Source organism: Methylobacterium sp. J-068 (genome assembly GCF_022829445.1).
GTDB lineage: Bacteria > Pseudomonadota > Alphaproteobacteria > Rhizobiales > Beijerinckiaceae > Methylobacterium.
The window spans coordinates 1-24,833 of the sequence record NZ_JAKSXY010000120.1; the positions used below are offsets into that span (position 1 = coordinate 1).

Here is a 24,833-nt window from a genome sequence, read left to right on the forward strand (position 1 = left end):
GAAGGCCGGATCGAAGTCGGGGGAAACCGGCTCGGGCTCGGGCGGTCGCAGCGGCCGCCCTTCCACCCGACCGAACTCGAGGTAATGCCCGAGCGGGTCCAGGCCGGACGCGGCGACGTCCGGATTGGCGGCCAGATAGAGTGCCGGATCGAAGTCGAGTGGAGCCGGCTCGGGTTCGGGCGGCCGCAGCGGGCGCCCTTCCACCCGACCGAACTCGAGGTAATGCCCGAGCGGGTCCACGCCGGACGCGGCGACGTCCAGATTGGCGGCCAGATAAAGAGCTGGATCGAAATCCTCAGCTGCAACGTCATTACCTGGCAAATCTTGCATCGAGTTAGTTTCTTTCCGTACGAAAGATTCGTATTGAATGGGGTTCTCTAAGCTGAGATTTTTGGGTAACACAAAATTTACAGTGACATGACAAAACGCCTTCGCTAATAGCGGGATTTCTACCGCAATAGATATTCCTTTAGCAACCAGCCCGGATCGCGCGATGGAGCGCCGCCGGTGCGAGAGCCGGTGCGACCAGATCGCTCCACCGCCGCGAGGAGGGGAACCGGCCTTGCTCCTTCGTCGTCCTGCTTCCGCGCGACACATTGCGCTGTGTCGAGCGATGCTGGCTCTCCTGAAGCGTCGGTTCTTCGTCTCGAAATCCTTCACCCGTTTCATCTGATACGACGTCGGGCCGCCAAGCTCCTTGTGCCAGCGCCCCGCGTCTCTCACGAAACGTCTGCTGCGCCGTGGTGCCCGAAGCAAGAACCAAGGATGGTCGGGCGCTTGTGAGGCGCTCTCATACATCACTGCGGTCACGCCGGCCCGCGCGGATCGCAGGACCCCGGGGCCACGCGCAGATCGTCGGCCTACCCGCGCAGATCGTCGACGCGATGGAGGAACGCTTCCGCGCCGGCGGGGCCGACGACATCGACATCATGCCGGCGCCCCTGCCGGGTAGTCGCGACGACATCATCGAACCGCCGCGGCGCCTTCATGGTCCTGGGCGAGACCGAGGCGGAAGGCCGGGGCAGGAAGGCACGCCTCGACGACCGTGCGCGATCACCACGGCCCGCCGCGCCCGGCCAACCGCTTCTTCGTCCGATCCGTCGATCAACAGTGCGCCGCCGAGGCAATTAGTTTCTTAACAACCCGGCGCTGCCTCCGCTCTAACCGTCCGGTGCCGCCGGCCTCGTTGGGTCTTCGGCCCGACGAGGAGGAAGCGATGCTGGACGTCCCGCGCGAGATCAGGGTGACCGACGAAGCCAGGCGCCTCGATGTGCATTGGGCGGACGGCACCGTCTCCCACCTGCCGGTCGCGACCCTGCGCGCCGAGAGCCGCAGCGCCGATTCCGTGCGGGCCGCCGTCGATGCCCTCCCGCCGGCCCTGCCGGGTGATCTCGCCATCCGCGATGTCCGGGCCGTCGGCGCCTACGCGGTGAACCTCGTGTTCTCCGACGGCCACGACCGGGGGATCTTCCCGTGGCCCTACCTGCGCGCGCTGGCCGAGCGCGCCGACGCGCGCCTCTGAGGTTGGCCATGGACGAGATCCACGACGCGACCTCCGAGGTCGCCTGCGACGTGCTGGTGATCGGCGGCGGCACGGCCGGCCCCATGGCCGCCCTGAAGGCGAAGCTGCGCAACCCGGCGGCCCGGGTCGTGCTCCTGGAAAAGGCCAACGTGAAGCGCTCGGGCGCGATCAGTATGGGCATGGACGGCCTGAACAACGCCGTCATCCCGGGTTACGCGACGCCGGAGCAGTACACCAAGGAAATCACCATCGCGAACGACGGCATCTGCGATCAGGCGCCGGTCTACAAATATGCGGAGCGCTGCTACGAGATCATCCAGGAGCTCGACCGCTTCGGCATCCGCTTCCAGCGCGACGGCAACGGCGAGTACGACGTCAAGAAGGTGCACCATCTCGGCACCTACGTCCTGCCGATGCCCAACGGCGAGACGGTGAAGAAGGCGCTCTACCGGCAGCTGCGCAAGGCGCAGGTACTGATCTCGAACCGCTTCATGGCGACCCGCCTCCTCAACGCCCCCGATGGCGCCATCGCGGGGGCGGTCGCGGTGAACACCCGCACCGCCGAGTTCCTGGTGATCCGCGCCAAGGCGGTGATCCTGTGCCTGGGTGCCGCCGGTCGCCTCGGCCTGCCGCAATCGGGCTATCTCTGGGGCACCTACGAGAACGCCACCAATTCGGGTGACGGCTACAGCATGGCCTATCACGCGGGCGCCGGCCTCGCGAACCTCGAATGCTACCAGATCAACCCGCTGATCAAGGACTATAACGGCCCGGCCTGCGCCTATGTGGCGGGTCCGTTCGGCGCCTACACGGCCAACAGCGCGGGCAAGCGCTTCATCGAATGCGACTACTGGTCGGGCCAGATGATGCAGGAGTTCTACAACGAATTGCAGAGCGGCAAGGGTCCGGTCTTCCTCAAGCTCGACCATCTCCACGCCGACACCGTGTCGGAGATCGAGACCATCCTGCACAAGGTCGAGCGGCCCTCGCGCGGGCGCTTCCACGAGAACCGGGGCACGAACTACCGCGAGCGGATGATCGAGATGCACATCTCGGAGGTCGGATTCTGCTCGGGGCACAGCGCGTCCGGCGTCTTCGTGGATGAATTCGCCCGCACCACCGTGCCGGGACTCTACGCCGCCGGCGACATGGCCAACGTCCCCCACAGCTACATGCTCGGCGCCTTCACCAACGGGGCCATCGCGGGCGAGCACGCCGTCGACCGGGCGGGCGAGATCGACTGGCCCGAGATCTCACAGGAGGACGTCGCGGCCGAGCTTGACCGGGTCCTTGCCCCGACCCGCCGCGAGGACGGCATTCCACCCAATCAGATCGAGTACAAGACCCGGCGCTTCGTGAACGACTACCTGCAGCCACCCAAGGTGACGGCCAAGATGGAGATCGGCCAGCGCCGCTTCGCGGAAGTTCGCGAGGACCTGGAGACCCGCATGGTGGCGCGCGACAGCCACGAGCTGATGCGGGCCCTGGAGGCCTCCTCGATCCTCGACTGCGCCGACATGGCGGCCGCCGCCTCGCTCTACCGCACCGAGAGCCGCTGGGGCCTCTATCACAACCGCACGGACCATCCGGCCAAGAACGATTCCGACTGGTTCTGCCACACCATCCTGCGCAAGGAGGCGGGCCGCATGATCAGCGAGAAGCGCCCCGTCACCCCCTACATCGTGCCCATCGCCGAGGACGAGCGCGGCGCCTACGACCGCCAGCGCGTCCGCAGGCAGGCCTGAACAAGGACCATCGCGATGCCCCTCGCCCATACCCCGAGCACGGTGCCCGTCACCGTGGACGACGCCAAGTGCATCGCCGACAAGGGCTGCACCGTCTGCGTCGACGTCTGCCCCCTCGACGTCCTGCGGATCAGCGACCTCACCGGCAAGGCCTACATGAAGTACGACGAGTGCTGGTACTGCATGCCCTGCGAGACGGACTGCCCGACGGGCGCCGTCAGCGTCCAGATTCCCTATCTCCTGCGGTGAGCACGATGGCCGTGACCGATCCCTTCGAGGCGTTCGGCGACGTCGCCGATCTCGCCCTCGACCTCGCCGATCCCGATGCGGCGGTGCGCCGGGTCGCGGTCCTGGCACTCGCCGAGACGGCGGACCCGGAGGCGATCCCGCACCTCGGCGGCGCGGTGGCCGACCCGGATGCCGGCGTGCGCCGCCAGGCGGCCGAAGCCCTCGGCGGCTTCGACGGCCCCGGCACCGCCGCAGCCCTCTGCGCCGCCCTGGCGGATGCCGATCCCGGCGTAGCGGCGGCGGCGGCAGAGAGCCTGACCGAGTTGAAGGACCCGGCCGCCGGTGCCCCGATTCTTCCCCTCGTTGCCCATGCGGATGCCTTCGTGCGGGCCGCCGCCCTGCGCGGCCTGCGCAACCTGCGCCTCGCGACCTCCCTCGGGCCAGCTGTCGGTGCGCTCGGTGATCCCGAGCCGGCGGTGCGGGCTCAGGCCGTTGGTGTGATCGCCTACCTGAAGTCCGAAGAAGCCCTGCCGTCCCTCATCGGCGCCACCCGCGATCCGGATGCCGAGGTCCGGCGGGCGGCCGTTGGGGCCCTGGCCTTCTCCCGGCATGGCCATGCCGGCGAGGCCATCGGCCACGCCCTCCACGACGACGATTGGGGCGTGCGCGAGATCGCGGCGGATGCCCTGGGTCGCGCCGGACAAGGGACGGGCAGCGCCGCCCTGATCGTGGCCCTCGACGACCCGTACTGGCAGGTGCGCCAGAAGGCTCTGCGCAGCTTGGGCCAGCTGAAGGCGCACGAGGCCGTCCCCGCCCTCCTGCTGGTGCTGGCCGACGCGCGTCCGACCCTGCGCAAGGAGGCTGCGGCCGCACTGGGCGAGATCGCCGCTCCGCAGGCGCGCGCGGGTCTCGCGGCGATCGCGGACGATACCGACCCGGATGTCCGCAAGACCGCGCGCTGGGCGCTCGACCGGCTGCCGGCGTGAAAGACCGTCCACCGTCAAGGCAACCGGCGGCCGCTCAGCCCTCGGTCAGCACGATCTCCTGCAGCCGTCCCGGACGCAGCAGGCGGATATGCGCCTTGTCGACCGCGACGATCCCCTCGCGCTGGAAGCGCTTGAGCATCATCGTCACCCATTGCCGGGTCGAGCCGACCAGGGCGGCGATCTCGTCGTGAGTGATGCGGCGATGGATCACCACGGCGCCCTGGTCCGGCGTCCCGTAGAGATCGCCGAGGTTGAGCAGCAACTGCGCCAGGCGCTCGATCACCGAGCGGGTGCCGAGCATCTGCGCCATCGCCGTGTAGCAGCGGCCCTTGGCCTCCAGGGCCGCGATCAGGCAGAGGGCGAAGCCCGGCATCTGGCGGATCAGGCTGCGCAGGGTCGCACTCGACAGCACCGTGACCCGCACCGGCTCGATCGCGACGCCGGACCATTGGTGCGCGCCGCCGCCATAGATGCTTGGGCCGCCGATGAAATGGCCCGGCGTCCAGTAGGCGAGGGTGACCTGCCGGCCAGACGGGCCGGAATAGAACACCCGCACCCGTCCCGCCTCGATGAGGAAGATGCCCGTATGGGGCTCGCCTTGGGTGAACACGGTCTCGCCGGGAGCCAGCGTCACGGTGCGGCCGGCCGCCCGAACCCGGGCGATCTCCCCCGCGGTCAATCCGTCGAGGAAGCTCGCGCCATCGTCGAGGCCGTCCGTGGTCTCGCTGAGGAAGAGCGCGCTGGCGATCAGGGGCGCCGGCCTGCGGGACTCGAGATGGGCGAGCGTCGCCGACGACATAGGGGGAACTCGCTTCCGACAGGGGCAGGCATACGCGCGTTTCGCGCACGGCGAGGCGTGCTCCGCCAAGCCACGATTATCCCGCCTGAGCCATCTGGAGCAATTCCAAATTCAGCCATGCCGCTAAGACGATTTCCTCTTTGATCGAATATGGAGAGACTTTACTTCCTCGACAGCAATTTGTCTGCGAACCTTCGGAGGTCTTCAGCGGGAAATGAAATTAATTGCTCGCCGCATTGCGTGACGGCGCTCCTTAATGGGCCCATCGCCGAAACCTCGGTGCGCCGTCCGGCTTCCGGCGCCGAACCCGCGTTGCGGCGATCCGCTTGGCCCGAAGGAGACATGCCCGTGATCCCATCTCGTCCGCTTGCCCGCACCCTCGCCCGCGCGGTCGCGGCGCTCCTGCTCACGGGGACGGTCCTCGGCGCGGCCCGGGCCGAGACGATCCGGATCGCCATCGGCACGCAGGACACCACGATCAACTGCGCCACCGGCGGCCTGCTGATCCGCGAGTTGAAGCTCCTCGAGAAGTTCCTGCCGCATGACGGCAAGTACAAGGACGCGACCTATGACATCACGTGGCGCAACTTCACCAGCGGTGCGCCCCTGACCAACGAGATGGTCGCGGGCAAGCTCGTCCTCGGAGCGATGGCCGACTTTCCCGGTTCGCTCAACGGCTATGCCTTCGCCAAGGCGGGGCGCCGGAGCCTCTTCGTCAGCGTGCTCTCGGGCAGCGTGCAGGGCAGCGGCAACGGCATCGTGGTGCCGAAGGATTCGCCCGTCCAGTCGCTCGCCGACCTGAAGGGCAAGACCATCTCCGTGCCCTTCGCCTCCACCGCGCACGGGCTGCTGCTCCGGGCGGTGAAGGCGCAGGGCTGGGACCCGGCGCGCGACGTGACCATCATCACCCAGGCGCCGGAAGTGGCGGGCTCGGCGCTGCTCGCCAACAAGATCGACGCCCATGCCGACTTCGTGCCCTTCGCGGACCTCTTCCCGTTCCGGGGCTTCGCCCGCAAGATCTACGACGGCGCCCAGGCCGCCGCTCCCACCTTCCACGGCACCCTGGTGGATGCGGACTACGCCGAGAAGTACCCCGAGATCGTCACGGCCTATCTGCGCGCGGCCATCGAGGCGGACCGTCTCGTCGCCGCCGAGCCCGAAAAATACGCCGAGCTCATCGAGAAGGTCACGGGAATCGAGGCGGAGGTCGCCTACCTGTTCCACGGCCCCCTCGGGCTCCAGACCCGTGACGTGACCTGGAAGCCCGAATACCGGCAGGCGGTGAAGACCTCCTTCGAGACCCTGAAGCTGCTCAAGAAGGCCGATTCCGACATCGACCTCGACCGCTTCGTCGACGACCGCTTCATCCGCGCGGCCTCCGCGCAGGCGGGCCTCGATTACGAGGGCCGCCTCAAGGATTACGCCCCGACGCCCCTCGTCGCGACGGATGCGGGCACCGGCCAGCCGATCACCGATGTCAGCCGCGTGGCCGAGATCTGGGTCCGGGGTGAGCCGAAAGTCCGGCACTACGCCTCGCCGGAAGCGGCCTTCGCGGGGCTCGCCGCGCTGGAGCGCGAGGGGCACGCGGCGCGCGCCCTCTACGCGCAGGACCACCGCTTGGGAATCAAGCTCCTCGCCACGCAGGCCTGGTTCGTGCGCGACCGGGACAGGCACCTCGATGCGTTCCTGCTCAAGGGCGACGCCGAGGCCCATGCGGCCAGGCACGGCGGCGAGGTCATCGACTTCGTATCGGCGCGCACCGGGGGCACGCAGGTGAGCGCCCGATGAGCGCCGCCGTGACGGCCGCCCTCGCGCCGGTGAGCGCAGGGGGGCGCGCTCCGGGGCGTCTCGCGCTCCTGCGCCTCCTGCCCGGACGGCCTCTCCTCCTGCGGGCGGCCTCCCTCGCCGCGAGCCTCGCCGCCTGGCATCTCGCCGCGAGCGGCAAGGTCGATCTCGGCATGGTCAGCTTCCGCAACGTGCCGACCCCCGCCGATGCCGCGCGGGCGGCCCTCGCCCTGATCCAGTCGCCGACGCTCTGGCCCCATCTCGGCGCCAGCCTCGCGCGGGTGCTGTCAGGTTTCCTCGCCGCCCTCGCAGCCGGAATCGGCCTCGGTGTCGCCATCGGCCGTTTCCGCCTGGCTCGCGACCTCCTGCTGCCGCCCCTGGAGGTGCTGCGGCCGATCCCCGCCGTCGCCTGGATTCCCCTGGCGATCCTGATGTTTCCATCCTCCGAGTTGTCGATGGCGTTCATCACCTTCACGGGCGCGCTGTTTCCGATCCTCCTCAACACCGTCCACGGGGTCGAGACCGTCAATCCGCGCCTCGTGGCCTCCGCCCGCAGCCTGGGCGCAGGCCGGGCGGCGATCCTGCGCGAGGTGATCCTGCCGGGCGCGACGCCCAGCATCGTCACGGGGGCCGCCATCGGCATGGGCACGGCGTGGTTCTGCCTCGTGACCGCCGAGATGATTTCCGGCCAGTACGGGATCGGTTACTTCACCTGGGAATCCTACACGCTGCAGAACTACGACGACATCGTCGTCGGCATGCTGCTGATCGGTCTGCTCGGGATGGGCTCCAGCCTGCTGGTGCGCCGGGTCGGCGCCCTGCTGACCCCCTGGGCCGCCCCGGGAGGCGCGCGATGAGCAGGTCTGTAGGTTCCAGCGGCGGCCGCGTCGCCGTGGAGGGCGGAGCGATCCGGCTCGGCCGGGGCTCGGCCGCCTTCGACGTCGTCGAGGACATCGACCTCGACATCGCGCCCGAACAGTTCGTCTGCCTCCTCGGCCCCTCGGGCTGCGGAAAGTCGACGTTGCTCGGAGCCGTCGCCGGGCACCTGTCCCTGCAACGCGGCCGCGTCAGCCTCGATGGCCGGGACATCGCCGGCCCGCATCCCGATCGGGGCATCGTATTTCAGCAGCACACGCTGTTTCCCTGGCGCAGCGTCCTCGACAACGTCGCCTTCGGCCCGAAGATGAAGGGTGTGGGGAAGGGCGAGCGCTTGGCCGCGGCGCGCGATTTCCTCGATCAGGTCGGCCTCGCCGACTTCGCGGATCATTATCCGGCGGAACTGTCGGGCGGCATGCAGCAGCGCGTCGAGATCGCCCGCGCGCTGATCAATCGGCCCCGCGTTCTCCTGATGGACGAGCCCTTCGGCGCCCTCGACGCACAGACGCGCCTGACGATGCAGGAACTCCTCCTCAAGGTCTGGAGCCGGAACCGGACGACGATCCTCTTCGTCACCCACGACATCGACGAGGCGCTCTTCCTGGCCGACCGCATCGTCGTAATGACCCCGCGTCCGGGGCGCATCCTCGACGATCTTGCGATCGACTTCGCGCGCCCGCGCCGGCGCGACCTGATCGCGGATCCGCGCTTCACAACCCTCAAGCGGCATTGCCTGACGCTCCTGCACGCCGAGCCCTCCGGCATTCCCCTGCCGCGCCTGACACCCATCGGAGTTCCCGGCCCCCACGGGGCTGCCTGAGCGCGTGACCGCGATGGGCCACGCGGATGGTGCGGCGGCCCCCTGTCGCGACGCGCATGCGGGCGACCGGCGGCGTATGCTCAGGCGGAGACCCGGATCGCGCGGGCCGGTCCGCGAAGCGGCTTTCCGGCCGGGGGAGGCCCAGATGATTCCTCGGCGTGGTCCCCGCAGAGGCGGTGCGGAACAGGCCGCGCCTCTGGAGAATCGGCGCCACGGAGGCCTCCAGGCCGTCCGGCGGAACGTCGGGTATCGGGTTGAAGCCGTCGGCCGCTCCGGCCCGGCAACCAGGCTTCGATGTCGTCGGCTACGGCTTCGGGACTACGTGCGAGCACGTGCAGACTCCGTACCATCGGCGCCCATAGAGGCGACCCGCATAGCAGCGGATGATGGCAACGGGCTCACTCCGCGGAGTGGCTCAACGAACGGAAAGGTTTAGTTCTGACAGTGGCTGGGGGACCAGGATTCGAACCTGGACTAGAGGAGTCAGAGTCCACTGTTCTACCGTTAAACTATCCCCCAAAATCCTCGCGTGGCTCGAGGATGGATTCGGTTGTTTCCGATGGGCCGGTGCTCTGCATCGACCGTTTCGGACCCGGTCCGTTCCGGTGCAGGGGCGATAGCATGGCAATCCGGGCGGAGGCAAGTCCGGTTGGCATGCGATCGGCGCAGGCGCCCCATGATGGCCTTCAGGCGCTGGTGGGCGCTTCCGGGCGCGCCTCGATCATGCCGAGGGTCCGCAGGATCGCGAGGGCCACGATCTCGGAATCGGTCTCTCCCTCCGGCGTTGCCGGCAGGATCGCCACGGTGCTGACTTCGTCGTCGGTCAGGAAGCCCACGACCACCTTGTAGACGTCGCCCTCGGGGGCATCCTCGTCGTGGACGAGGCAGACGCGGCAGCCATTCGCCTCCCCGTAGACGCGCTGGGTCAGAACCTGGACGCGCTGGGCATCGGGCTGTTCCCGGCGACGCGGAGCGCCGAAGGTCGGGCGGATGATGTTGTCCATGGCCGATCCTATAGACGAAGGACCACGCATCGGCGAGGTGCCATCGGCGGCCGTGCGACGACGACGACGGACGTGCTCGAGGTGGCCCGCGAGACCCGCGAGGGGAGCCGGTCGGATCGTCGATCCGGGCCGCCGCGGCACGTCTCGCAGGGCCTATGCGGCGCGGCGCCCGCAGCCGGGGAATCGACCGCGGGCCACGCTCTTTCTCGAAACGCAGCGAATGTGTCTTCGCTCCCGAAGAAACGTCTTTGCTTCAGAAAACGAAGACACCGTGCGTTCCGTCTTCTTTTCGTCCTCCTCTCGACGGGCTCAACCGTGCGCGAAGAAGGTGGTGATTTCATCCGGGCTTTCGATCAACTTCTGCGCGTTGATGAAAGGGAATAGGTTCCAGAGTTTTTCCAGTCCGTATTCCTGCAGCGAAACCGCCCGGAACTCTTCAATGATCTTGAAATAGTTGTCCGACAGCTCGGTCGAGGCCGGATTCAGGTTGTTGATGATGACCAGGCCGGAGGGAGGCGCATCGACGATATGCACCGACAGGTCGCTTCTGTACTTCTTCAGGATGGGAATGATTTTCCAGACATCTCCCGTCCAGCCAAAGCGGGTGGCCTCGCTTTCGTCCTCATCGCCGATGACATGCTGCCGGCGTGCCATGCGCTCGTTCAGGGGAAAACAATCGTGGATCATCACCGTCGATCGGCTATGGCAAGCTTGCTCGACATTGATGAAATCACGCAACAGGTATTCGAAACGATGCATGCCATCCAGGAAGCACAGATCGGGACCACCAGCCGTCATTTCGTTCAAATCGAATTTCTCGAAGAACTTGTCGGACGGCATTTGAAAGAACTGAACGCTCTCCTTGGCGCCGATGACATCGACGGAAATCTTGAAATTGGGGTCGACGCAGACCGTGGCGCAGGAGAAAGCGGCGGCTGACCGTCCTGTTTCCGTGCCGATCTCGAAATAGTTCCTCGGGCTCGAATGGATATCCAGATTTTTCATGAAGTCGATGTAATGGACCGGACCGAACGACAAGTCCTTGTCTTTGTATGAGAGCACGGGTTTTTCCTCTTCTGTCTCTTGCTTCGCGGGCTCGGGCGACTGAGGCTCAGGCAAAAAATGGCTCATCGCCGTCCTGAGCGTCTCCAGATCGACGCTGAATGGAGCGAACCAGTCCGGCTTCTCCGCCGTGGCCCAGAGATAGGTGACGCTCTGACCGAGATGGTGACAGAGGCCGGATTGAATCAGATGCGGTTGCTGGGCCGATTGGATGACAAAGAATTCGGCGTCGCCGTTGGCGAAGATACTGTTGTGCAGGCCTGAACCCGCTTCTCCGACAATGTACTTGGCGGCCCTGAAGATGCCGATCTGCTCGCCAATGCTATAATCCTCAGGATAAACGCGAAGAAATCCGAGACTATCCAAGAACAAGTCCAGATCCGTCTTGTTTTTCATCACGCGCCATGCGTGCTCGGCCCGTCGCGCGACGTAGATCTTCTCATGGCCGGAACTCGGCTTGTCGACGTTCACCGCGACGTGGGCGAGCGCGACGGATCGGGCCGACAGGGCGTCGTGACGTCGTGACGGCGATGAGAGAAACAGGCGCCCTGTGTAGGAGCGATCCGTCCCGACCCTGATGACCGGCGCCTCCTGACCGAAGAAGAAGTCGATCAGCCGATCCGCCCAGGCCGGGGTCGAATCCAGAACGAGAAGCGAAAAAGGCGTGCCGGGGAACGCGTCCCTGAACGTCGTGATGCGCGGCAGGATATCGATCAGCCAATGCCCGTAGATCTTATATCCGGGTCGAAACAGCGGGATGCAGATCGTTTCGGGCAAGATCGTTTCCGACCCGTCCGGAACCGCGGCGGCGTGCGCTTCGACCTTGATTTCGGGATTCTGCTCCGTCAGCGACGTGTCGTCCAGCAGGGACTCGGAGACGACGAGCGTCCCGTCCGGCTGAATCGAAAAGTTGCCGTCGTAGACACATGTCAGAAGCTCGCTGACGGTCAGCTTGCTTTCTTGTAGAACGCTCGGATCGGCCGGCGATGCTCCCACGTGATGAGGCGTTGCGCGAACCAATCGCTCGGTCCGCAAGGTCATATCCGCCAGCCGCGCCAAATTTGTTCCCCGCTCAAATGGAACGTAGAATGAACGTTCGGGGTCGTTATATCCCAGATTCCCGTTGCAACAACAGCCCTGCTGTAGGGATATTGTCTTACATTTCGAAACCGGGAAATCTTCGGCTCCGTGTCCACGCGAGGGTCACGTCAATTCACCCTTGTCGTGACCATGCGTTCGGTGGCCCTTTGATCGAAACAGGATCCCTGCCGGACGAAGGAGAGGAGGATCGTGCGAGACGGCGCCTCCGGACCGGCGGCGCGGCGTCCCGACCTCCTGGCCGGACCGCTCCCGGTCGTTTGCCGGCGGTCCGGACAATGAGCGGGAAGGGCAGTCCGAGCCCCCGCATACAAGCCGCTCTCCCCTTCGTGGCCCCTGATCTCACCGGGTGGGATCGCCTCATGCCGCGACGGCTCGGCCCGAGCGGTCGGATCGGCGCTCGACGGAATGCGTGCCGTCCATAAGAAGCGCTGATCGTGCGCTTACGATCAGGCTTCTCCGGTCCGCAGCCCGGAACGAAAAAGGAGCTGGTGGTTTGATACCGTCTCCGCCCGATCGAAGCGGAGAATTCCGGAACCGGACGGAACCCGGGAAGGGCGCTCGGCCCTTCGCCGTTCCAGGCACGGCCTGTGGGCGATTCGATTGCAAAATGCGCGCATGGATTGCATGAGGTGCCCCTTCGACCTTCCGGGGCCTTTCTTCGATGCCGATCCTGATTGCCCTGGCGGGGGCGTTCCTCACGGGGCTGATCTACTGGGTCCGGTACGGGAACGGTCTGGAGCATCTCGATCACGCCCTGCGTGACTGGCGCGCCGGGCGGCGGCGCAGGGCCAGCGAACTCCAGATCCGCGCGGCGCCGCTGCGCTCCCTCCGGCATCCGGCGGATGCGGCCGGCGTGCTGCTGATGCTGGTGGCGCGACAGCGCGGGCTGCCGACCCCCGAGCAGGAGAGCGAGGTTCTGACGCAGATGCGCGATGTGACGGAACCGGGCGACGATCTCGCCACACGGATGGCGGTGATCCGCCATGCCGCCGAGCAGGCCCCCGAGGCGGATGCCGCCGTCCGGGTCCTGGCACCGCTCCTGCGCGATCGCCTCACCGGCGCCGAGCGGAACGACCTGTCCCGGATGCTTGGGGCGGTGGCGGCCGTGCATCAAGGCCCGACCGAGGCGCAGGAGCGCTTCATCGAGCAGGTCCAGCGCGCGCTGCACGAGGATCGGTAGACCGTCCGAACCGCAGGGAAATGGACCGGACGTCAGCGCGCGCGGTAGGGCGGCACGCCGGGGTCCGGCAGCCAGACGGATTTCAGCGGCTCGCCGGTCTGCCAGAAGACGTCGATCGGGATGCCGCCGCGCGGGTACCAGAAGCCGCCGATGCGCAGGTAGCGCGGCGCCAGCAATTCGGTCAGGCGCAGACCGATGCCCACCGTGCAATCCTCGTGGAAGGCCCCGTGGTTGCGGAAGGCCGTGAGGTAGAGCTTCAGCGACTTCGATTCCACGAGCCACTGGTCCGGCACGTAGTCGATGACCAGGATCGCGAAGTCCGGCTGTCCGGTGACCGGGCACAGCGAGGTGAATTCCGGCACGGTGAAACGGGCGAGGTAATCGGTGCCCGGATGCGGGTTCGGCACCCGGTCGAGCCGGGCTTCCCCCGGCGAGTCGGGCAGGGGGCTCATCTGTCCGAGTTGCAGGCCCTCGGGCGCGGATGGCGGATGCGTCATGCGTCAAATCTCTCGGGACCGGCATCGAAAATCACGGGGCCGGCGTCGAAAACAATCAAATTGCCGCCCAAGTGGCGACGGTGAGTGGCCGACGCGGACACCGCGTGCCATATGGGGGCCATGAGCGACGAAAACACGGCTACCTATCCCTACACCCTGGAGATCCAGCCGCCCAAGGCCCCGGGCAGCCCATATCAGTGGGCGATTCGCCGGAAGGGGAAGCTGATCCAGCGGTCCGACCGCAATCACCCGACCGAAGCCAAGGCGCGCGAGAACGGCATGGCCCAGATCGAACTCCTCCTGTCCGGCGCCGGCGACCGCTGAGGCGCCCTCCGCGGACGCACGAGCGCGCCGCCGGGTTCGGGCGCTGCGCCGATCGCGACCTGGACGGGAGCGAATCCGGTCCGAGGACGATGATTCGGTCTTGGCATTGGGACGGTGAATCGGCGGAGTGCTGGAATACCAGACTTACCGGCCTGCGGTCGGCTTCGTCGGTGTTCCGAGCGTGACAGGACGCTTGCCGGACGCGAAGCGTTGACGGATAAGCCTCGGCGGAATCGTCCGCCCCCGGCGTGATGCCATTCGGGCATCGTTCCGGGCGTGGACCCGGCCTCGCGCCACGAGGCCTCGACCCGCCGTACCGTCCGCAAAGGCGCTTCCATGACCGCGATCACCAACATCGCCGCCCGTGAGATCCTCGACAGCCGGGGCAACCCGACCATCGAGGTCGACGTGCTGCTCGAGGACGGCTCCTTCGGCCGCGCCGCCGTGCCCTCGGGCGCCTCCACGGGCGCGCACGAGGCGATGGAACTGCGCGACGGCGACAAGGGCCGGTACGGCGGCAAGGGCGTGCGCAAGGCGGTCAACGCCGTGCAGTCCGACATCCTCGACGCCATCGGGGGCATGGATGCCGAGGACCAGATCGCCATCGACGAGGCGATGATCGAACTCGACGGCACCCCCAACAAGAGCCGGCTCGGCGCCAACGCCATCCTGGGCGTCTCGCTCGCCGTGGCCAAGGCGGCCGCCGAGACCGCCGGCCTGCCGCTCTACCGCTACATCGGCGGCACGCAAGGCCGCGTACTGCCGGTGCCGATGATGAACATCATCAACGGCGGCGCGCATGCCGACAACCCGATCGACTTCCAGGAATTCATGATCATGCCGGTGGGCGCCTCCTCGCTCGCCGAGGCCGTGCGCATGGGCGCCGAGGTGTTCCACACCCTGAAAGGGGCCCTCAAGAAGGCGGGCCACAACACCAACGTGGGCGACGAGGGCGGTTTCGCCCCGAACCTGCCCTCGGCCGAGGCCGCCCTCGACTTCGTGATGCAGTCGATCCAGGCCGCCGGCTTCAAGCCCGGCACCGACATGGTGCTGGCCCTGGATTGCGCGGCGACCGAGTTCTTCCACGACGGCGCCTACCAGTACGAGGGAGAGGGCCAGACCCGCGATATCGAGGCCCAGGTCAGCTACCTCGCCAAGCTCGTGGACAGCTACCCGATCCTGTCCATCGAGGACGGCATGTCCGAGGATGACTGGGCGGGCTGGAAGCTCCTGACCGAGCGTGTCGGCGACCGCTGCCAGCTCGTCGGCGACGACCTCTTCGTCACCAACGTGACGCGCCTGTCGCGCGGGATCGCCGAGCAGACCGCCAATTCCATCCTGGTGAAGGTCAACCAGATCGGCTCGCTCACCGAGACGCTGGCGGCCGTCGATATGGCTCAGCGCGCCGGCTACACGGCCGTGATGTCCCATCGCTCCGGCGAGACCGAGGATTCCACAATCGCGGATCTGGCGGTCGCGACGAATTGCGGGCAGATCAAGACCGGCTCCCTCGCCCGCTCCGACAGACTGGCCAAGTACAACCAGCTGATCCGCATCGAGGAGGGCCTCGGCTCCCAGGCCCTCTATGCCGGACGCAACGCCCTCAAGGCGCTCGCCCGCCGCTGAGCCCAACGGCGACGCGCGCTCGATCGATGGAAAACGGCCGCGAAGCGATTCGCGGCCGTTTTCCGTTGTGGTCGGCGCGGACCCGGCGAGCACGCCCTAACGGACCGTCAGGTCGATCGTCCCGGCAACGATGCGCCGGCTCGGAGCCCCACGGGGCGTCAGGGACGGCGTGGTGGTGAGTTCGGAGGCCGGGCGCACGGCGGCAGTGGCGCGGGCCTGCTCCCGGTAGAGCGGCGGCGTGAGGTAGGTGCGGTCATCCGCCTTGACGCTGCCGGTCAGCGTTGCGGAGGCGAGGACGGCGAGAACGAGCGTGCGCATGGTCATGACTGCGATTCCTTCGATGTTTCGGGGCCCGTGCCCCGCGGCATGAGCGGAATATGTTTTGCAGCGCACCATCATTCAAACAGATGTTTTCAATACCCCATATCGATCTCATCAATTCCAAAATCCGGCGTCGGAGCCGTGCGGCCTGGGTGCCTGCGCGGTCGGTCCGCTCGGCGTGCCTGGTTCACCATGCCCGGTCCCACGCGGCTCCGTTCTCCGGCGGCTCCGGACGGCACAGGATGATGGTTCGCCGACGCGCGCCCTATCTCATCGGAATGACGACCTCCGCGAACCCCGATCTCACCGTCTACTACGACGGCGCCTGTCCTCTCTGCGCCGCGGAGATCCGCCTCTACCGGCGCTCGGCCGGTGCGGCGCGGATCGCCTGGATCGATGTCGGCGCGGAGGGATCGGCCGATCCGGGGGCGGACCTCACGCGGAGCGCCGCCCGTGCCCGATTCCACCTGCGCCGGCCGGATGGGACGCTGGTCTCGGGCGCGGCGGGGTTCGCCGCGCTCTGGGCCGTGCTGCCGCGCTGGCGCATCCTCGCGCGCATCGCCGGGCTGCCCGGGGTGACCGGGCTCGGCGAGGCCGCCTACCGGCTGTTCCTGCCGTGGCGGCCGTGGATCGCCCGCCTCGTGCCGAGCGGTGGAGCACGCTGCGACAAGGCTTGCGGATAGGCCGCCTCGGCGCGCAGAGATCCGGCGACGCTCCCAGCCGGTCGAGGCCCCCGCCATGCTGAATCCGATCCGGACCCTGCCGGTCCAGGCCTTCTGGCTCCGTCCGCGCCTCCTCGCCTGCGTCGGGCTCACCCTCGCCCTCGCCCTAGTGCTGCCCTTCGCCGACCTCTCGGTGCGCCTCCTCATCGGCTGGTGCCTCGGGGTGCCGGTCTATTGCGGGCTGATCGTGGGCAAGGCGGCGGGGCAGTCGCAGGATTCGCTTCGGGCCGAGGCCACGCGCCTCGACGACAGCGCCTTCGCGGTCTCGCTGTTCGCGATCCTGGCGGCGGCCGCGAGCTGCGGCGCCGTGGCGATGCTGGTCCTCGGCGGCAACGGCAGCGAGGCCGATCGCCTGAGTCACCTCGCGCTCGCCGCCGCGACCATGATCTGCGCCTGGCTCTTCGTGCAGGTGGTGTTCACGGTGCACTACGCGCACCTCTATTACGGCACCGAGGCGGATGCCGCGCGCGGCGGCCTCGACTTCAACGGCGACGAGAACCCGGATTTCTGGGACTTCTTCTACTTCTCCGTGACCATCGGGGCGACGTCGCAGACCTCGGACACCGACATCACCAGCAAGGCGATGCGCCGCGTCGCGACGGTGCAGACGATCTACGCCTATGTCTTCAACACCAGCGTGCTGGCGCTGGCGATCAACATGGCGGCGAGCGTCGCGCAGCACTGAGCGGCGCGCGGCCGAACGCGCGTCAGCGCGCGGCCTCCACCGCCTCGCGGGCGTCCCGGTGATCCTCCGCCGTGGCCTCCGGGGCCTCCTGCAGGCGCGGCGCCGCCTCGGTGCGGCAGAGACGGATCAGGATCGGGAAGTGGTCCGACTGGATGTGGGGCAGCCGCTCGATGCGTCCGAGCAGGAAATCGTCGCTGAAGAAGATGTGGTCGAGGGGCCAGCGCAGCAGCGGCCACTTGGCGTTGAAGGTCGGGTAGAGGCCGCGCCCGATGCGCGGGTCGAGAAGACCGCTGATGCTCTGAAACAGGTCGTTGGTCTTCGACCAGGCGACGTCGTTGAGGTCGCCCGCCACCACGGCCGGGCGTCCCTCCGCCTTCACCTCGCGCGCCACCATCACGAGTTCGGCATCGCGCGGCGCGCTGCTCTGTCCGGGATGGGGCGGGCGCGGATGCACGCCGAAGAAGGTGAAGCTCTGACCCGAGCGCAGGGTCACGCCGGCCCGCACGGACGGGACGTCGTCCTGCAACAGGAAGCGCACCTGCGGGTCGGTCAGCGGCAGCTTCGCGTAGAACATCAGCCCGTAGGTGTTGTCCTGCGGCTGGGCCACCACGTGGGGATAGCGCGCCCGCAGGGGCTCCAGCGCCTCGGCCCAGCCGGCATCGGTCTCGACCAGCAGCAGCAGGTCGGGATCCTCGGCCGCCACGAGTTCGAGGAGGGGGGCGTAGGCGCGGTTGGACTCGAGCACGTTGGCGATCATGATGGAGACGCCGGCCTCGGAACGGCAGGCCCCGGGCCGGGCCGCGACCGCCTGCGGCGAGACCAGCCGCGTGAACGGGTAGATGCACGCCACCTGGTAGGCTAGGGCTGCGCCGAGGCCCGCCGCGAGCGTGAGTCCCGTGGCGTCGCGGGCGACGATGAGCAGCCCCAGGGCCACCGGCACGATCAGGGCCGCAATCTGCAGTCGCGGGAAGTCGAAGGTGCGGATGAAGCCGGAATTGCTGGGTATGAAGGGCAGCAGGGTCGCCACCACGAGGAGAGCCCCGGTGGTCTTCAGGCCGATCGTCACCCACGTCACCGCCACACGCCGCTCCCCCTGTTCCCGACGGCACGCCGTGCCCGAGCCTTCCGCAACGCCCGACACCCTCGATGGTGCCCGCGCGACACGCGGGGAGGTCCGTCATGCAGCCTGAGGCGGATCAGGTCGCCGTGCAGGCCCGCACCGAGGCGCTGCTGGCGCGCCTCGAAGCCCTCGCGGGCACGCCCTTCACGATCGACGCCGACGCGCGCGATCTCGGGGGCCTGTCCCTCGGCCGCGACGCCCTGACGGCGCGGCTCGGCGATCGCGCGGACCTCCCGGTCTGGTGGGATGCCAAGCAGGCCGGCCTCGCGCTCGCGGGCGCGGACCTCACCGGCGCGCACCTGGAGGATGCGGATCTCGCGGGCGCCAACCTCTCCGGCGCGACGCTGGCGGGCGTGCTCGGCCGCTCCGCGCGCTTTGCCGGCGCCACCGTGGAGGAGGCGGACTTTTCCGAGGCCGATCTCAGTGGCGCGCGCTTCTCGGGCATTGCCGGTGGCGAGGCCAGCTTCGACGACGCGATGCTGGAGGACGCGCATTTCGGGGGCGCCGCCATGCGCTTCGCCAAGTTCCGCCGGGCCCTCCTCGACGGGGCCAATTTCGACGGGGCCGACCTCTGGGGCGCGGACTTCACCGGCGCGGACGCGGATTACACGCATTTCCGGGGTGCCCGCCTCGACGAGGCCAAGCTCGTGGAGGTCAACCTGACCTACGCGGATTTCGAGGGCGCCAGCCTGAAGAAGGCGCAGCTGTCCGGCTCGCGCCTGAAGGGCGCCAACCTCACCGGGGCCAAGCTCGACGGAGCGATCCTGACGCGGGCGGACCTCTCCGAGACCAGCCTCGTGCGCCTCAACCTTTCCACCTGCGACCTGCGCCACGCGCGCTTCGCCGGGGCCTGGCTCAACGGCACCCGGATGCGGGTCGACCAGCTCGGCGGCGCGGTCGGCGAAGAGGTCGCCCGCGACTACCCCGCCGCCCAGGCGAGCTACCTCGCCCTCGAACAGAACTTCAAGAGCATCGGCAGCCAGGACGCGGCGAGCTGGGCCTACAAGCGCGGGCGCCGGATGGGCCGGTTCCACGCCGGTGCCCAGGCCCGCGCGGCCTGGGAGACCCGCTCCGGTCCGGACCTGGCGCGGCACGGATACCAGTGGGTCGCCGACCGCTTCGTCGAGTGGCTCTGCGATTACGGCGAGAGCCTGTCGCGCATCGCCCGCGCCTTCGTCATTCTCATCTTCGTGTTCGCCGCGCTCTACGGCCTCACCGGCGGCCTGATCCCGGAAGGCGGCGACGGGCGTCCGACCTACAACCCCCTCGATCTCGTGAGCTACAGCGCCCTCAACATGATGACCGCCAACCCGCCCGAGATCGGCGTGAAGCCCGTGGGCCGGGTGACGAATCTGCTGGTGGGCATCGAGGGGGCGGCGGGCATCATCCTGATGGGCCTGTTCGGCTTCGTCCTCGGCAACCGCCTCCGGCGCTGACCGGCCTTTCCGCGCGCGCCCCGCCGCCATCATGACCACGCTCACCGCCCGCCTCGCCGGACTCTACGAGGGCGGGTCCGACCGCGCCCACCGCTTCCGCTACGGCCTCCTCGTCTTCGACGTGGCCACCGTGGGCTACGTCATGGTCACCTCGTTCCTGCCGCGCCACGCCTGGATCGAGGGGATCGACGTCGCCCTCGGCGTCGTCGTGCTCCTCGATTTCCTGGCGCGGCTCGCCATCAGCCGGAACCGGGCCGGGGAGTTCCTGCACCTCTCGACCTGGGCGGACATCGCGGCGGTAGTCTCGTTCCTGGCGCCGGTGGTGGGGGAGGGGGTCGGCTTCCTGCGCATCCTGCGCACCCTGCGCCTGCTGCGCACCTACCAGCTCCTCGACCGGATGCGCGCGGACAGCACGGTGTTCCGCGCCAACGAGGACGCGATCCTGGCGGGCACCAACCTCGCGGTCTTCGTCTTCGTGATGACCGGGATCGTCTACGCGACCCAGCACGGCAGCAACCCGGCGATCGGCAACGCCGTCGATGCGCTCTACTTCACCGTGACCTCCCTGACGACCACCGGCTACGGCGACATCACCCTGCCGGGCACCTCGGGCCGCCTGATCTCGGTCGCGGTGATGATCTTCGGGGTGACGCTGTTCCTACGCCTCGCCCAGGTGCTGTTCCGCCCGCCCAAGGTGCGCTTCCCCTGCCCGGAATGCGGCCTGCAGCGCCACGAGAGCGATGCCGTCCACTGCAAGGCCTGCGCCACGCGCCTCGCGATCCCCGACGAGGGCGGCGATTGAGCCCGGGACCGCGAACGCCGCGCGATGAACGGAACCGGGGCCGGCGCGTTTGCGAGCGTCGGCCTGCGGCCCGCCATGGCGGGATCGCCCCGCCGACCCCGACCTCTCCCGCCCCAGGGCCGACGAAAACCGTGAACCCCATCGCATGACCAGCACCTCCCCACTCAACCGTGGCTGGCGCAAGCCGCGCCTCCTCGCGGGCCTGCCGAGCTCGCCGCTGGCCCTGGTGCTGATCGGCGTCGCGGTGGCGGCGGGGGTCGGGAACTACCTCGCGGGCGAGGCGAGCCGCGCGCAGGGCGCCCGCCAGCACGCCATCCTGACCCAGAGCGAGCGCCTGCTCTCGAACATGGTCGAGCTCGAGACCGGCATGCGCGGCTACGTGCTGTTCGGCGACGAGGCCTACCTGGAGCCCTATCAGGCGGCCCAGAACACCCTCGACGGCCAGCTGAACGCCATCGAGGCGCTGACGCGGGAGACGGATGCGCAGGGACCGGAGCACATCCGCGACCTGCGCCGCGACGTCGAGGCGAAGCGCAGCTACGCCGCGCGGGTCATCGCCCTGCGCCGGGACCAGGGTTACGATGCCGCCGTGGCGGTGGCCCGGATGGGCGAGGGCAAGCGCACCATGGACGGGGTGCGGTCGGCGGCCAAGGCCGTGCAGGACCACGCCAACGCCGTGCTCGCGACGGACGAGGCGCGGGACCGCGCGCTCTCCCTCGTGCTGCTGCTGGTCTCGATCGCCTCGGCGCTCGGCGCGGTGGGCCTGCTCGGGCGCCTCGCCCTGGTGCGCCGGCGCGACGAGCAGCGCACGGCCGCCCTCCTCGACGGGGTGTTCGCCAACGCCCCCGTGGGCCTCGGCTTCCTCGACCGCGACCTGACGATCCAGCACATGAACCGGGCGCTCGCCACCATGAACCAGCGGGGCTTCGGCGCCGATCTCGGCGCGCCGATCTGGGCGAACGTGCCGACGCTGCAGGAGCAGCTGATCCCGAAGCTCAGGGCCGCCCGCGACGAGGGCTTGGTGACCAACAACGTCGACGTGGCGGTGCCGACGCCGAGCGCCCCGCGCGGGGTGCGCCATTTCCAGATGAGCTTCTATCCCTTGCGCGGACGGGCCGGGACGTCGCGGACGGGCGAGGCGCAGGCCGACGGCGTCGGGCTCGTGGTCTCCGACGAGACCTTGCGCAAGCTCTCCGAGGAGCGCCTGCGCCACAGCGAGGAACGCTTCCGCTCCCTCACCGAGGCCACCACCGCCATCGTCTGGACGACGAACCCGGAGGGCACCATGGAGCCGACGCCCTCGGAATGGACCCGCTTCACCGGACAGACCCCGCAGGCCGCCGCCGGGGCCGGCTGGCTGGAAGCGATCCATCCGGAGGATCGCGCGCGCACCAACGCGGCCTGGCTGTCCGCGCTGGAAAGCCTCGCGCCCTACGAGATCGAGCACCGCGTCCGGCGCCAGGACGGCGTTATGCGGATCATGTCCGCGCGCGCCGTGCCGATCCTGGAGGAGAACGGCAGCATCCGCGAATGGGTCGGCACCCATTCCGACGTCACCGCGCGCAAGGAGGCCGAGCAGGCGCTGGAAGCCGCCAAGGAGGCGGCGGAGGAGGCCAACCGCGCCAAGAGCCAGTTCCTCGCCAACATGAGCCACGAGCTGCGCACGCCCCTCTCGGCGGTGATCGGCTATGCCGAGATGCTGCAGGAGGAGATCGAGGACCTCGGGGAGGAGGGTCTGCTCGCCGACATGCGCAAGATCGAGGCGAATGCCCGCCACCTCCTCGGCCTCATCAACGACGTGCTCGACCTCTCGAAGATCGAGGCCGAGCGCATGGAGGTCTACGCCGAGGCCTTCCCCGTCGCCGAGACCGTGCGCGACGTCGCCGCCACCGTGGAATCCCTCGTCGACAAGAAGGGCAACAGCCTCGCCCTGGAGATCGGCGACGATCTCGGCGAGGCCCGGACCGACCAGACCAAGCTGCGCCAGTGCCTGATCAACCTCCTGAGCAACGCGGCAAAGTTCACCGAGGGCGGTCGCATCGTGCTGGCGGTCTCGCGCGCGCCGCGCGACGGGGCCGACTGGCTGAGCTTCCGGGTCATCGACACCGGCATCGGCATGACCCCGGAGCAGCAGGCCCGGCTGTTCCAGCGCTTCACCCAGGCCGACGCCTCGACCACCCGGCGCTTCGGCGGCACCGGCCTCGGCCTCGCCATCACCCGGGCCTTCGCGGAGATGCTGGGCGGACGCATCGAGGTCGAGAGCCAGGAGGGGGCCGGCACCACCTTCACCCTGACGGTGCCGGCGCTCTACGTGGCCCCGGACCCGACGGAGGCGATCCGGCAGGACCACGACGCCCTGCACCGGACCGGCGAGGCGCGGCCGATCCCCGGCGGCCACGTCCTCATCATCGACGACGACGCCTCGACCCGCGACCTCCTCGCCCGCTTCCTGGAGAAGGACGGCTTCACCGTCGCCACCGCCCGCGACGGACGCGAGGGCGTCGAGCGGGCGCGCGAATTGAAGCCCCGCGTCATCCTCCTCGACGTGACCATGCCGCGCATGGACGGATGGTCGGTGCTGCGCACCCTGCGGGCCGACCCCGAACTCGGCGCGACGCCGATCATCATGGTGACGGTGCTCGACGAGCAGAACCTCGCCTTCTCGCTGGGAGCCACCGACTACCTGCAGAAGCCGATCGAGTGGGGCCAGCTCAAATCCGCGATGGAGCGGTTCAAGCCCTCCGAGCACAAGGGCCCGGTCCTCATCATCGACGACGACCCGGATGCGCGCGAACGCCTCTCCGCGATGCTGACCCGCGAGGGCTGGCGCGTCGCCTCGGCCGAGAACGGCGTGGCCGGCCTGGAGGCAACGGCGGCCAAGAAGCCCTGCCTCATCCTCCTCGACCTGATGATGCCCGAGATGGACGGCTTCGGCTTCCTGAGGGCCCTGCGCGAGCGGGCCGAGTGGCGCGACATTCCCGTCGTGGTCCTCACCGCCAAGGACATCACCGCCGACGACCGCCGGCGCCTCGCCGGCCGCGCCGACCGGGTGCTGCAGAAGGGGGGCCTGAGCCTCACCGATCTCGCCGAATCCCTGCGCCCGCTGGTGGCGCCGGGCACGTGACGGTTCCCGGCGGGCGCAGCGCCTTCCTTGCGGGGCACTTCGCCTTGCGAGGCGCTGCGCCCGCCTTGCCGGTCCGACCGGCCCGGCCTATAGCCCTGGACCCAGCATGACAGCCGCGCCTCCCAGCTTCCCCCACCGGCACCTGCTCGGGATCGAGGGGCTCTCCCGACCCGACATCGAGATCCTGCTCGACCGGGCGGAGGACGCCGTCGCGCTGTCGCGGCAGGTCGAGAAGAAGCGCACGACCTTGCGCGGGCGCACCCAGATCAACCTGTTCTTCGAGCCCTCGACGCGCACCCAGAGTTCGTTCGAGCTCGCGGGAAAGCGCCTCGGCGCCGACGTCATGAACATGTCTGTGGCCTCGTCCTCGGTGAAGAAGGGCGAGACCCTCATCGACACGGCCGCCACCCTCAACGCCATGCGGCCCGACATCATCGTGGTGCGCCACCACGCGGCCGGCGCCGTGCATCTCCTCGCCCGCAAGGTCGATTGCGCCGTGGTCAATGCCGGCGACGGCGCCCACGAGCACCCGACCCAGGCCCTCCTCGACGCGCTGACGATCCGGCGCAACAAGGGCCGGATCGAGGGCCTGCGCGTCGCGATCTGCGGGGACGTCCTGCACAGCCGGGTCGCCCGCTCGAACCTCATCCTGCTCCAGGCGCTCGGTGCGCGCGTGCGCGTCATCGGCCCCTCGACCCTGCTGCCCACCGGGATCGAGCGCTTCGGCGTCGAGGTCTTCACAGACATGCGCAAGGGCCTGGAGGGCTGCGACATCGTCATGATGCTGCGCCTCCAGCGCGAGCGCATGAACGGCTCCTTCGTGCCCTCCGTGAAGGAGTATTTCCGCTATTTCGGCCTCGATGCCGACAAGCTGCGGCTCGCCGCCCCCGACGCCGTGGTGATGCATCCCGGCCCGATGAACCGGGGCGTCGAGATCTCGTCCGAGATCGCCGACGGGGCGCAGTCCCTCATCCGCGAGCAGGTCGAGATGGGCGTCGCCGTGCGCATGGCGGTGCTGGAAGCGCTGGCGACGCATCTGCCGAACGCGTGAGGCGCTGCGGCGAGCGT

The 24,833-nt window shown here is 68.6% G+C and carries 22 protein-coding genes, 1 tRNA gene and 1 pseudogene; 16 read left to right on the forward strand and 8 right to left on the reverse strand.

Going from position 1 to position 24,833, the window contains the following annotated elements:
- A pseudogene (locus MKK54_RS19945) lies at positions 1 to 330 on the reverse strand (hypothetical protein); the annotation flags it as partial.
- 886 nt (positions 331 to 1,216) lie between these two features.
- On the opposite strand from MKK54_RS19945, the gene MKK54_RS19950 reads away from it, so the two are divergent.
- From MKK54_RS19950 to MKK54_RS19965, 4 genes are read left to right on the forward strand one after another with little or no spacing between them, the layout of a single operon-like run.
- A complete protein-coding gene (locus MKK54_RS19950; RefSeq protein WP_244013462.1) occupies positions 1,217 to 1,522 on the forward strand; it encodes a gamma-butyrobetaine hydroxylase-like domain-containing protein in 306 nt (101 codons plus the stop codon).
- An 8-nt stretch (positions 1,523 to 1,530) separates the two neighbouring features.
- A complete protein-coding gene (locus tag MKK54_RS19955) occupies positions 1,531 to 3,267 on the forward strand; it encodes a fumarate reductase/succinate dehydrogenase flavoprotein subunit (RefSeq protein WP_244013464.1) in 1,737 nt (578 codons plus the stop codon).
- A gap of 15 nt (positions 3,268 to 3,282) precedes the next feature.
- The gene (locus MKK54_RS19960) at positions 3,283 to 3,516 is read left to right on the forward strand and encodes a ferredoxin family protein (protein WP_244013466.1); all 234 of its coding nucleotides are present in this window, start codon (positions 3,283 to 3,285) and stop codon (positions 3,514 to 3,516) included.
- 5 nt (positions 3,517 to 3,521) lie between these two features.
- Positions 3,522 to 4,481, forward strand: coding sequence for a HEAT repeat domain-containing protein (locus MKK54_RS19965; RefSeq protein WP_244013468.1), 960 nt, complete (start codon positions 3,522 to 3,524; stop codon positions 4,479 to 4,481).
- Between the two features lie 34 nt (positions 4,482 to 4,515).
- Here the strand turns inward: MKK54_RS19965 and MKK54_RS19970 are convergent, their stop codons facing one another.
- A complete protein-coding gene (locus MKK54_RS19970; RefSeq protein ID WP_244013470.1) occupies positions 4,516 to 5,280 on the reverse strand; it encodes a Crp/Fnr family transcriptional regulator in 765 nt (254 codons plus the stop codon).
- Between the two features lie 342 nt (positions 5,281 to 5,622).
- On the opposite strand from MKK54_RS19970, the gene MKK54_RS19975 reads away from it, so the two are divergent.
- From MKK54_RS19975 to MKK54_RS19985, 3 genes are read left to right on the forward strand one after another with little or no spacing between them, the layout of a single operon-like run.
- Entirely contained in the window at positions 5,623 to 7,068 is a 1,446-nt protein-coding gene (locus tag MKK54_RS19975; RefSeq protein WP_409564212.1) for an ABC transporter substrate-binding protein, read from the forward strand.
- A complete protein-coding gene (locus tag MKK54_RS19980; RefSeq protein ID WP_244013474.1) occupies positions 7,065 to 7,922 on the forward strand; it encodes an ABC transporter permease in 858 nt (285 codons plus the stop codon). The genes MKK54_RS19975 and MKK54_RS19980 overlap by 4 nt, the downstream gene beginning before the upstream one ends.
- Positions 7,919 to 8,761 (forward strand): ABC transporter ATP-binding protein, encoded by an 843-nt coding sequence (locus MKK54_RS19985; protein WP_244013477.1) that lies wholly within the window; start codon positions 7,919 to 7,921, stop codon positions 8,759 to 8,761. The genes MKK54_RS19980 and MKK54_RS19985 overlap by 4 nt, the downstream gene beginning before the upstream one ends.
- A 445-nt stretch (positions 8,762 to 9,206) precedes the next feature.
- On the opposite strand, the gene MKK54_RS19995 is transcribed toward MKK54_RS19985, so the two are convergent.
- The 3 genes from MKK54_RS19995 to MKK54_RS20005 all read right to left on the reverse strand — a co-directional run bounded on the left by MKK54_RS19995 (position 9,207) and on the right by MKK54_RS20005 (position 11,886).
- A tRNA-Gln gene (locus MKK54_RS19995) sits at positions 9,207 to 9,280 on the reverse strand.
- A 167-nt stretch (positions 9,281 to 9,447) separates the two neighbouring features.
- The gene (locus tag MKK54_RS20000; RefSeq protein ID WP_244013479.1) at positions 9,448 to 9,765 is read right to left on the reverse strand and encodes a hypothetical protein; all 318 of its coding nucleotides are present in this window, start codon (positions 9,763 to 9,765) and stop codon (positions 9,448 to 9,450) included.
- A gap of 309 nt (positions 9,766 to 10,074) precedes the next feature.
- Positions 10,075 to 11,886 (reverse strand): glycosyltransferase 61 family protein, encoded by a 1,812-nt coding sequence (locus tag MKK54_RS20005; protein WP_244013481.1) that lies wholly within the window; start codon positions 11,884 to 11,886, stop codon positions 10,075 to 10,077.
- Between the two features lie 703 nt (positions 11,887 to 12,589).
- Here MKK54_RS20005 and MKK54_RS20010 point away from each other — a divergent pair.
- Entirely contained in the window at positions 12,590 to 13,108 is a 519-nt protein-coding gene (locus MKK54_RS20010; protein ID WP_244013484.1) for a hypothetical protein, read from the forward strand.
- Positions 13,109 to 13,140: 32 nt separating this feature from the next.
- On the opposite strand, the gene queF is transcribed toward MKK54_RS20010, so the two are convergent.
- Positions 13,141 to 13,605, reverse strand: coding sequence for a preQ(1) synthase (gene queF / locus MKK54_RS20015; protein ID WP_244013486.1), 465 nt, complete (start codon positions 13,603 to 13,605; stop codon positions 13,141 to 13,143).
- Between the two features lie 120 nt (positions 13,606 to 13,725).
- On the opposite strand from queF, the gene MKK54_RS20020 reads away from it, so the two are divergent.
- Both MKK54_RS20020 and eno read left to right on the forward strand, forming a co-directional pair.
- A complete protein-coding gene (locus MKK54_RS20020; protein ID WP_056183260.1) occupies positions 13,726 to 13,929 on the forward strand; it encodes a hypothetical protein in 204 nt (67 codons plus the stop codon).
- 336 nt (positions 13,930 to 14,265) lie between these two features.
- Positions 14,266 to 15,555, forward strand: a complete 1,290-nt coding sequence (gene eno, locus MKK54_RS20025; protein WP_244013488.1) for a phosphopyruvate hydratase — start codon at positions 14,266 to 14,268, stop codon at positions 15,553 to 15,555.
- 96 nt (positions 15,556 to 15,651) lie between these two features.
- Here the strand turns inward: eno and MKK54_RS20030 are convergent, their stop codons facing one another.
- Positions 15,652 to 15,879, reverse strand: a complete 228-nt coding sequence (locus MKK54_RS20030) for a hypothetical protein (protein WP_244013491.1) — start codon at positions 15,877 to 15,879, stop codon at positions 15,652 to 15,654.
- A gap of 239 nt (positions 15,880 to 16,118) precedes the next feature.
- On the opposite strand from MKK54_RS20030, the gene MKK54_RS20035 reads away from it, so the two are divergent.
- Both MKK54_RS20035 and MKK54_RS20040 read left to right on the forward strand, forming a co-directional pair.
- Positions 16,119 to 16,559: a DUF393 domain-containing protein gene (locus MKK54_RS20035; RefSeq protein WP_313898403.1), complete on the forward strand. Its 441-nt coding sequence runs from the start codon at positions 16,119 to 16,121 to the stop codon at positions 16,557 to 16,559.
- 55 nt (positions 16,560 to 16,614) lie between these two features.
- A complete protein-coding gene (locus MKK54_RS20040) occupies positions 16,615 to 17,283 on the forward strand; it encodes a DUF1345 domain-containing protein (RefSeq protein ID WP_244013493.1) in 669 nt (222 codons plus the stop codon).
- Between the two features lie 22 nt (positions 17,284 to 17,305).
- On the opposite strand, the gene MKK54_RS20045 is transcribed toward MKK54_RS20040, so the two are convergent.
- The gene (locus MKK54_RS20045) at positions 17,306 to 18,358 is read right to left on the reverse strand and encodes an endonuclease/exonuclease/phosphatase family protein (RefSeq protein WP_244013495.1); all 1,053 of its coding nucleotides are present in this window, start codon (positions 18,356 to 18,358) and stop codon (positions 17,306 to 17,308) included.
- A 104-nt stretch (positions 18,359 to 18,462) separates the two neighbouring features.
- On the opposite strand from MKK54_RS20045, the gene MKK54_RS20050 reads away from it, so the two are divergent.
- The 4 genes from MKK54_RS20050 to MKK54_RS20065 all read left to right on the forward strand — a co-directional run bounded on the left by MKK54_RS20050 (position 18,463) and on the right by MKK54_RS20065 (position 24,816).
- Positions 18,463 to 19,839, forward strand: a complete 1,377-nt coding sequence (locus MKK54_RS20050; RefSeq protein WP_244013498.1) for a pentapeptide repeat-containing protein — start codon at positions 18,463 to 18,465, stop codon at positions 19,837 to 19,839.
- Between the two features lie 31 nt (positions 19,840 to 19,870).
- Positions 19,871 to 20,641, forward strand: coding sequence for a potassium channel family protein (locus MKK54_RS20055; protein WP_244013500.1), 771 nt, complete (start codon positions 19,871 to 19,873; stop codon positions 20,639 to 20,641).
- A gap of 145 nt (positions 20,642 to 20,786) precedes the next feature.
- On the forward strand, positions 20,787 to 23,765 hold the full coding sequence (locus MKK54_RS20060; protein ID WP_244013503.1) for a response regulator: 2,979 nt from the start codon (positions 20,787 to 20,789) through the stop codon (positions 23,763 to 23,765).
- A 106-nt stretch (positions 23,766 to 23,871) separates the two neighbouring features.
- The gene (locus MKK54_RS20065) at positions 23,872 to 24,816 is read left to right on the forward strand and encodes an aspartate carbamoyltransferase catalytic subunit (protein ID WP_244013506.1); all 945 of its coding nucleotides are present in this window, start codon (positions 23,872 to 23,874) and stop codon (positions 24,814 to 24,816) included.
- The last annotated feature ends 17 nt before the right edge of the window (positions 24,817 to 24,833 follow it).

Bases quoted from the DNA above. Each gene is read 5' to 3' on its own strand.
- MKK54_RS19980 (WP_244013474.1), top strand. From the start codon at position 7,065: ATGAGCGCCGCCGTGACGGCCGCCCTCGCGCCGGTGAGCGCAGGGGGG.
- MKK54_RS20060 (WP_244013503.1), top strand. From the start codon at position 20,787: ATGACCAGCACCTCCCCACTCAACCGTGGCTGGCGCAAGCCGCGCCTC.
- MKK54_RS20035 (WP_313898403.1), top strand. From the start codon at position 16,119: ATGATGGTTCGCCGACGCGCGCCCTATCTCATCGGAATGACGACCTCC.
- MKK54_RS20055 (WP_244013500.1), top strand. From the start codon at position 19,871: ATGACCACGCTCACCGCCCGCCTCGCCGGACTCTACGAGGGCGGGTCC.
- MKK54_RS19970 (WP_244013470.1), bottom strand. From the start codon at position 5,280: ATGTCGTCGGCGACGCTCGCCCATCTCGAGTCCCGCAGGCCGGCGCCC.
- MKK54_RS19975 (WP_409564212.1), top strand. From the start codon at position 5,623: ATGCCCGTGATCCCATCTCGTCCGCTTGCCCGCACCCTCGCCCGCGCG.
- eno (WP_244013488.1), top strand. From the start codon at position 14,266: ATGACCGCGATCACCAACATCGCCGCCCGTGAGATCCTCGACAGCCGG.
- MKK54_RS20000 (WP_244013479.1), bottom strand. From the start codon at position 9,765: ATGGACAACATCATCCGCCCGACCTTCGGCGCTCCGCGTCGCCGGGAA.
- MKK54_RS20030 (WP_244013491.1), bottom strand. From the start codon at position 15,879: ATGACCATGCGCACGCTCGTTCTCGCCGTCCTCGCCTCCGCAACGCTG.
- queF (WP_244013486.1), bottom strand. From the start codon at position 13,605: ATGACGCATCCGCCATCCGCGCCCGAGGGCCTGCAACTCGGACAGATG.
- MKK54_RS19955 (WP_244013464.1), top strand. From the start codon at position 1,531: ATGGACGAGATCCACGACGCGACCTCCGAGGTCGCCTGCGACGTGCTG.
- MKK54_RS20065 (WP_244013506.1), top strand. From the start codon at position 23,872: ATGACAGCCGCGCCTCCCAGCTTCCCCCACCGGCACCTGCTCGGGATC.
- MKK54_RS19965 (WP_244013468.1), top strand. From the start codon at position 3,522: ATGGCCGTGACCGATCCCTTCGAGGCGTTCGGCGACGTCGCCGATCTC.
- MKK54_RS20050 (WP_244013498.1), top strand. From the start codon at position 18,463: ATGCAGCCTGAGGCGGATCAGGTCGCCGTGCAGGCCCGCACCGAGGCG.
- MKK54_RS20010 (WP_244013484.1), top strand. From the start codon at position 12,590: ATGCCGATCCTGATTGCCCTGGCGGGGGCGTTCCTCACGGGGCTGATC.
- MKK54_RS19960 (WP_244013466.1), top strand. From the start codon at position 3,283: ATGCCCCTCGCCCATACCCCGAGCACGGTGCCCGTCACCGTGGACGAC.
- MKK54_RS20020 (WP_056183260.1), top strand. From the start codon at position 13,726: ATGAGCGACGAAAACACGGCTACCTATCCCTACACCCTGGAGATCCAG.
- MKK54_RS19950 (WP_244013462.1), top strand. From the start codon at position 1,217: ATGCTGGACGTCCCGCGCGAGATCAGGGTGACCGACGAAGCCAGGCGC.
- MKK54_RS20040 (WP_244013493.1), top strand. From the start codon at position 16,615: ATGCTGAATCCGATCCGGACCCTGCCGGTCCAGGCCTTCTGGCTCCGT.
- MKK54_RS19985 (WP_244013477.1), top strand. From the start codon at position 7,919: ATGAGCAGGTCTGTAGGTTCCAGCGGCGGCCGCGTCGCCGTGGAGGGC.